The organism is Cupriavidus sp. 01T418, assembly GCF_056398885.1.
In genome coordinates, this window is record NZ_JBFTQG010000122.1 from 1 (window position 1) to 1,095 (window position 1,095).

Sequence of the window (1,095 nt, forward strand, 5' to 3'; positions counted from 1 at the left end):
TCCCTGTGCACGTGGTGCCTGAAGCCTGCGCCGCTTCAGCAGGGGGCGAGTCCGCCGCGAGGGCGTTCAACTGACGGGAGACCGAAAACATGAGGTAGGCGCCGGTGGAGAAACATTCTCCTGAGTGCCTGAAACTACGTCGAAGGTTCATCCGGTAAAGGTCTTGTCGCACTAAGGAGGGGCAGCGGAGGCCCACCATGACTACCCGGGTACTACCGGCGACACGTTTCGTTTCCGGCAGGAAACGCTGGCCTCGTGCCTGACCAGACGAGCCATCCTTGCGGGGTCGGCCCCGAATCTGCGGCAAAAGGACGAATTGGAAGGGTAGCAGCGGCGCATTACTGCGCCGCTGCTACCCTTCGTCAGTGGCTGGAACGTGGATATCGACCGCTTCGCGGCCTTGCTTGCCAGCTGATCTGCACGATCCCTGCGCCAGCCAGTGCCCGTGGCACTGGCTGGCGATACAACGCGGCGCATGGATTTCAGCCTGTCGCCCCCTCCGCTTCAGCTTTGGCCGAGCGCGACAGGCGGCGCCATTCCCCCGGGGTCATCTCCATCCATTGCGTAAAGACGCGTCGAAAAGCCGATGCTGATTGATATCCCACCGAGTCCGCCACGGCCTCGGTGGTCATGGTCGGCTTCTTGCGTTCGTTGGCAGCCAAGCTCATTCGAATGTCCGTCAACATGTCGATGGCCGAGCGCCCCAGCTTGTCCTGGAAGTGGCGCATGAAGGTGGCGCGCGACATGCTGCATAGTTCTGCCAACTCGGGCAGCGTCCAAGATCGACGGAACTTTATTCCAATTCGTCCTCACTCACTTAGTGAGATGTTGGTTCTATTCAATGATGCCGCCAGGATCATCTCCCAGCGGCTAGACACTAATCCATTCCACGCGAACATAAATTGTGCCCATCGACCCTCCCTCGTCACGACTAGAGTTATACGACATTCTAGGATCCGCTCGCCCCGCAAAGGAACGAATAGTGCAGTCGCTCTCGCTCTCAGACCTGGCTTCATTGAAGAGAGTTTCAAGTCAATATGACGCAATGTTTGATTCCAACGAGCTGGAAACAAAAGCTAGAGAACTTATTCAACG

1 pseudogene is annotated in these 1,095 nt (G+C 57.9%); it reads right to left on the minus strand.

Annotation, left to right across the window (positions count from 1 at the left end):
- Nucleotides 1-482: 482 nt before the first annotated feature.
- Nucleotides 483-785 (minus strand): annotated as a pseudogene (locus tag AC1DQ3_RS36475) (helix-turn-helix transcriptional regulator); the annotation flags it as partial.
- Between the last annotated feature and the right edge of the window lie 310 nt (nucleotides 786-1,095).